Here is a 5,809-nt window from a genome sequence, read left to right as displayed (position 1 = left end):
CAAGGCCTGTGTGGACTTTACTGAATGACGCCGGCCATGCGGCATGTTGCCGAGTTTTGAGCGCTCCGGCTACAACCCCGGTCAGTTGTGGTAGCCAAGATGTGTTTAGCAGCGATGTATAAGTCATAGAAAAGTTATATTTGTGCGGACAAAATCGGGTAAAATGAATGGTGGAGGGATTTAACATGTCTGATTTAACAACAAAGGTAACCCTTGCTGATGGCCATGAGATGCTGTTGCAAGGACTTGGATTATATAAGGTCACAAGCCAAGCGGAGCTAGCTGGTGTCGTCCAGTCGGCCTGGGAAAGTGGTTATCGTCTATTTGATACGGCGCAGATGTACAAGAACGAGGGGATGCTGGGGGCTGCAATTAAGGAGCTCTCATTACCACGTGACGAGATGTTTGTGACGACAAAGGTCGCAGAAGCTAATCAAGGTTACGATGCAACGTTGGCCTCTGTGGAAGCCTCATTACGCGAACTAGATATGGACTACGTTGACTTGCTATTGGTTCACTGGCCATTACACCAACACTTCTTTGAGACGTGGCGTGCTTTTGAACGGTTGAAGGATGAAGGGTTAGTGAAGTCGATTGGTACGTCAAATTACGGCATGGTTCACTTGCAATATTTGTCAACCAAGGCCAATGAACAACCCGTGGTTAACCAAGTCGAGAACCACCCTCATTTGACGCAGGACGCCTTGTTGCAGTATCACCAAGATAATCACATTGTGACGCAAGCATGGGCGCCATTGGGCCGTGGATCAGTTTTGGCAGAGCCTGTGATTGTTGACATTGCAGCGAAGTACCAAAAGTCACCCGCGCAAGTTGTTTTGCGCTGGCACGTCCAACGTGGCACAAGCATTATTCCAAAGTCATCACGTCCTGAGCGTGTAGTTGAAAACGGTAATGTTTATGACTTCGCACTAACTGACGAAGAAATGGCGTTGATTACTGCCTTGAACAAGTTCGAGCGTATCAGCCAAGAACCAGAACAGGTTTACGAGCGTGGGGCTCAGTATCCACATTAAAGCAGTTGCATAATTAGTTTAAAAATCCCGAAAAGCGCTATTTTCGGGATTTATTGCTATCCAAACGAAAAAAGGGGTCATGGGTATGGCAAAGCATCAATTGTTGAATAAGTATAAATATCAACTTAATGAGGCAGTCGAGCGCCGAACCGTTGGCTTGGAGCGAGAATATCAACGACGCATCAACGATGAAGCGACAGTTGTTACAAATCTATCCCCAAAGCTGTTTAATCAAAGCGAGTTAGGCGGTTCAGCAGATCCTCTTTTTATGGTGATGACTCAGCAAATAAAACAGTTACGCGCAGGAATTGCTCAAAATTCCTTGCAACTCACGATTTTAAAACAGGCATTGTCAGATGACGAACGAAGCCATTTAGTGAAACGGTTGGTGGTTGATGAAATTATATATACCAATGCAATTGAGGACGTATCAGTTGATGCAACCGCGTTGGAGGCGGTGGTTAATAATCCGGTGAAGCGGGTAACTGCACGATTGTCGGGTAGTGCGAGACGGTATCTGGCTGTATCCAACCGTGCCCCACTCGAAATTGCCAAGTTGTTAGATTTCAGAGTGATTTATGATGATCTGTTAGAAAATGAAATTGGCAATGCTGATTTACCAGACGGTCGATTATTTCGTGACAGGGAAGTCAGAATCGGTACACCATTTGAAACGACTCACGAACCACCAAAAACAGAAATAGAAATTAATGAAGTCCTTGAGGCAGTGATTTCATTTAGAAATACGTTGTCTGTGGACCCGGTTTTTAAGGCGATTATTACGCATTTTATGTTTGAGAATACTCATCCATTTAATGACGGCAATGGTCGGTTTGGACGATACTTACTCGCTAGTGATCTAGCACAGTCCTTGGATGAATTAACCGGCTTATCTATATCTACCGAGATTTCAAAAAATGTGCGCAAGTACTATAAAGCGTTTCAAGAAGCAAGCAGACCGAGTAATCGGGCTGAAGCAACGCTATTTGTGCAAGAGATGCTGGCAATAATCATTGCTGCACAACAGCGGATGATTGCATACTTGAATAACTAATAAAACTGTAGGCAGACTCTCTGAGGGTCTGCCTTTTTCGTGCTCAATCTCAAGTTAAACGAATCAAATTAAGAACATCTCGGCTGCTGGCGTGGTGGGTGGGGTGTGACGTAGTGATTATAAGGGGTGAACTCACAAGTTCGGCCGACCACCGGTTAGATAAGGCGAGCAGACCCTAACCCTTAGCGCAATTAGTTGGGAGCTAGCCGGTGCTCGTGCCGGCGGAGTTTACCCCTTATAATCTTTGGCGAAGTCACGCCCCACCCACCATGCCTCGGCGCGAAGCGGCGACTTGCAATGAACAATAAAACGACCCGCCAAAAATAAATTCAACGACTTTGCGACATTTTGCGCCCCTCGTTTCGTTAGTATAGGTGTCAGCAAATAAAGCTGATAACTCAGAACGAGTCGAAGTGGCCACGGGTACTCAAAATCAAAATACGGAGGACAGCAAAAATGTCAGAAAACCAAGTAATGGAAGTTGTTAAGGTACGTTTCACGGGAAATCACCCCGCCAACGACAAGATGATCACTCGGACGTTCTACGTCAAGCCAGGGACGGCGGAGGCGCAATTGCGTCAGTTCGCCAAGGTTGTCGAGGTATTGGGTGTGGAACCAGCTGTGACGGAAATCAAGGTCGTCGCCGCCAAGAACGTGCCGGTTGTTGCGTAATTCAAAACGAGGAGGAAATTAACATGAAGACATTAGATTTGGTATTTGCAGCTAAGAACACGGACAAGCCAGGGGCTAAGGCACACTGGAAGTTGAAGGATGTTGATGAGAATTTGGCACCGGCCGCGGTTGAGCAAGCCATGCGTGACTTGGCCAGCTTTGACTTCCTGGTCGACGCTAAGGGCGTGCAACGCTTTGGTGACCCAATCGGTGCAGCTTATGTCGTAACCCAGAAAGAATTGTTGTTTTAAACTAATTAGATAAGTGAGGCTACGCCCTGTTGTTTATCAATCTTAAATGATAAACAACAGGGCGTTTATATTTGGTTAGCAATTAATAAGAAAAATTTTAGTTGATATTTAAAAGCATCTTTAAATCACAAAGTATTATCGTCCTTCTTTTGTTCAAAAAATAATCATCTTATTTCTTTAGACTTTTAAACTAAAAGAGTGTGGAGGAAAGGATTTTGAGAAGAGAATATGGTGTTGATTTAGCGAGAATAGTGGCCATTTTTATGGTTTTTTTGATTCACAATCTTTGGAACGGTGGCGTTCTGGAGGAGACATACAAATCAAGAGCTTTTTTTAGCATGTGGTATATTGAAAATTTAGGGATTGTTGCAGTTAATATGTTTGCGATGATTACAGGATATTTAATGGCCACAAGAAAAATTAATTATGAGCGATTATTTAATGTAGTTGTTCAAACAATGTTTTGGTCTATCTTTATTGTATTTGCGTGCATTCCATTTGTAGAAAAAATTACATTGGGAAACATTTTGGAAAATGTTTTATCAATTTTTTCTGTGAGATATTGGTATGTTAACGCGTACATTGGAATGTTGTTAATGGCGCCGTTTCTTAATAAGGGGATGCAGCATTTGTCGGAGTTATACTTGACTAAATTGATTGTTGGCTTCCTAATTGTTGCATGTACGTTAGGATACGTTGATGGTTGGTTTTTATTGAGTGGTTACTCTAGCTTTTGGTTAGCCATAATGTATATGGTTGGTGGATACCTAAAAATATATAAACCGCTCCAAAAAATACAAACGAAATATTTGATGACTTTGTTTTTTGTGATGCCGGTTGCGTATTTAGTTGGTGAATTTTACGTTTCAGAGATGGGCTATGGCCCGTTAAGGATAATAAGCTATAATTCCCCATGGGTGTTTGTGCAAAGTGTTGCCCTGTTTGAATCAATAAGACGTTTTAAATTGCCTGATTCGAAAGGACGATTTGTGGCGGGATTAGGTTCATTGACTTTTGGTGCGTATATTATCAATGGATCTTATCTTTATGACTTATTAAAAAATCAACTGGAGTGGGTTAAGTCTTACAATCCTGTACAGCAATTATTATGGGTTTTAGGGATAACGACGATAATGTTCTTAGGAGCTTTGGTGATGGAATTTACCAGAATGCAATTATTTAAACGATGTGGGATAGATAAACTTATCCATAGTGTATTCGTTGGAATTGAAAACAGATTCCATAAATTAGTTATCTTGTTTGTTCGTCAGAGAGATGCTGAACTGTGATCTGTCGTTGCGAAAAGCTGATTGTCCACTATTCTAGACGAATTTCAAACGGTCATCCAGAAGTGGATGACCGTTTTTTGACCATTTGCGACTAAATATAGCAGAATAAGTGAATTCGCTTGCAAGCGCTTTCAAAATGAGTATTATAGTTGATGTAGAGGTTGGTTGTATCGATAAATTAACTTATTTATTTTATATTAGTTCAGGAGAACGGAAACATGACAAATGAGAAAAAGTCACTTTCAACAAGTCTGATTTATTTCTTTGGTGCCTTGGGTGGATTGCTTTTCGGTTATGACACAGGTGTTATTTCAGGAGCTATTCTTTTCATCGAGAAGCAATTGAATTTGGGTTCATGGCAACAAGGATGGGTAGTGTCAGCGGTTTTGCTGGGAGCTATCATCGGAGCAGCTATTATTGGACCTTCATCAGATAAGTACGGTCGTCGTAAGTTGTTGATGGTCTCATCACTTATCTTTATCGTTGGTGCGTTGGGATCAGCCGTCGCTCATAACTTTGAGTTGTTGGTTGCCTCACGTATCGTTTTGGGAATCGCCGTTGGTGGTGCATCAGCGTTGATCCCAACTTACCTGTCAGAATTGGCACCCGCCGACAAGCGTGGTGGAATCGGAACCATGTTCCAATTGATGATCATGACCGGTATCTTGTTGGCCTACATTTCTAACTACGCGTTGTCAGGCTTTGACCTTGGTTGGCGTTGGATGTTGGGATTGGCCGCTGTACCATCAATTTTGATGTTCTTTGGTGGTATCGCATTGCCAGAGTCACCACGTTACTTGGTTCGTAAGGGTCAAGAAGACGAAGCTTTGGCTGTTTTGACAAAGTTGCAAGACAACTCAGAAGCCGCTAAGGATGAATTGGCTGACATTAAGTTGCAAGCATCAATGGCTAACGGTGGTTTCAAGGAATTGTTTGGTTTGATGGCCCGTCCGGTCTTGGTAATGGCCATGGGATTGGCAATCTTCCAACAAGTCATGGGATGTAACACGGTTTTGTACTATGCCCCAACAATCTTTACTGATGTTGGTTTTGGTGTCAGTGCCGCTTTGATTGCCCACATTGGAATTGGTGTCTTTAACGTTATCGTGACATGGGTTGCCATGAAGATGATGGACAAGGTTGACCGTAAGAAGATGTTGATCTGGGGTGCTTGGGGAATGGGTATTTCACTCTTCATCATGTCATTCTCAATGCACTTCTCAGGTCAATCACAAGCCGCAGCTTACATCTGCGCGATTGCATTGACGATTTACATCGCTTTCTTCTCAGCAACTTGGGGACCAGTTATGTGGGTGATGATCGGTGAGTCCTTCCCATTGAACATTCGTGGTTTGGGTAACTCATTCGGAGCCGTTGTTAACTGGGGTGCCAACGCCATTGTTTCATTGACGTTCCCACCATTGTTGAACTACTTCGGTACGGGTTCATTGTTCATCGGTTATGCCGTGCTATGTATCGCAGCCATCTGGTTCGTCAAGAACTTCACGA

General features: G+C 43.1%; 6 protein-coding genes. All 6 read left to right on the top strand.

What is annotated here, in order from left to right:
• Window positions 1–185 precede the first annotated feature (185 nt).
• Entirely contained in the window at window positions 186–1,034 is an 849-nt protein-coding gene (locus WEIDD23_RS06240) for an aldo/keto reductase (RefSeq protein WP_010374966.1), read from the top strand.
• 85 nt (window positions 1,035–1,119) lie between these two features.
• Window positions 1,120–2,088 carry a Fic family protein gene (locus tag WEIDD23_RS06235; protein ID WP_010374965.1) on the top strand — a complete coding sequence of 323 codons (969 nt, stop codon included), beginning with the start codon at window positions 1,120–1,122 and terminating at the stop codon, window positions 2,086–2,088.
• 456 nt (window positions 2,089–2,544) lie between these two features.
• Window positions 2,545–2,760, top strand: a complete 216-nt coding sequence (locus WEIDD23_RS06230) for a hypothetical protein (RefSeq protein ID WP_010374964.1) — start codon at window positions 2,545–2,547, stop codon at window positions 2,758–2,760.
• 23 nt (window positions 2,761–2,783) lie between these two features.
• A complete protein-coding gene (locus WEIDD23_RS06225) occupies window positions 2,784–3,011 on the top strand; it encodes a DUF2922 family protein (protein ID WP_010374963.1) in 228 nt (75 codons plus the stop codon).
• 215 nt (window positions 3,012–3,226) lie between these two features.
• Entirely contained in the window at window positions 3,227–4,300 is a 1,074-nt protein-coding gene (locus WEIDD23_RS06220) for an acyltransferase (protein ID WP_010374962.1), read from the top strand.
• A gap of 218 nt (window positions 4,301–4,518) precedes the next feature.
• A partial coding sequence (locus tag WEIDD23_RS06215) for a sugar porter family MFS transporter (protein WP_082778316.1) occupies window positions 4,519–5,809 on the top strand: 1,291 nt, incomplete at its 3' end.

The sequence above is a fragment of the Weissella sp. DD23 genome (assembly GCF_001579105.1).
Lineage (GTDB): Bacteria > Bacillota > Bacilli > Lactobacillales > Lactobacillaceae > Weissella > Weissella cibaria.
The sequence above is the reverse complement of the archived record's forward strand: the minus strand, read 5'-3'. Positions and strand labels throughout refer to the sequence as shown.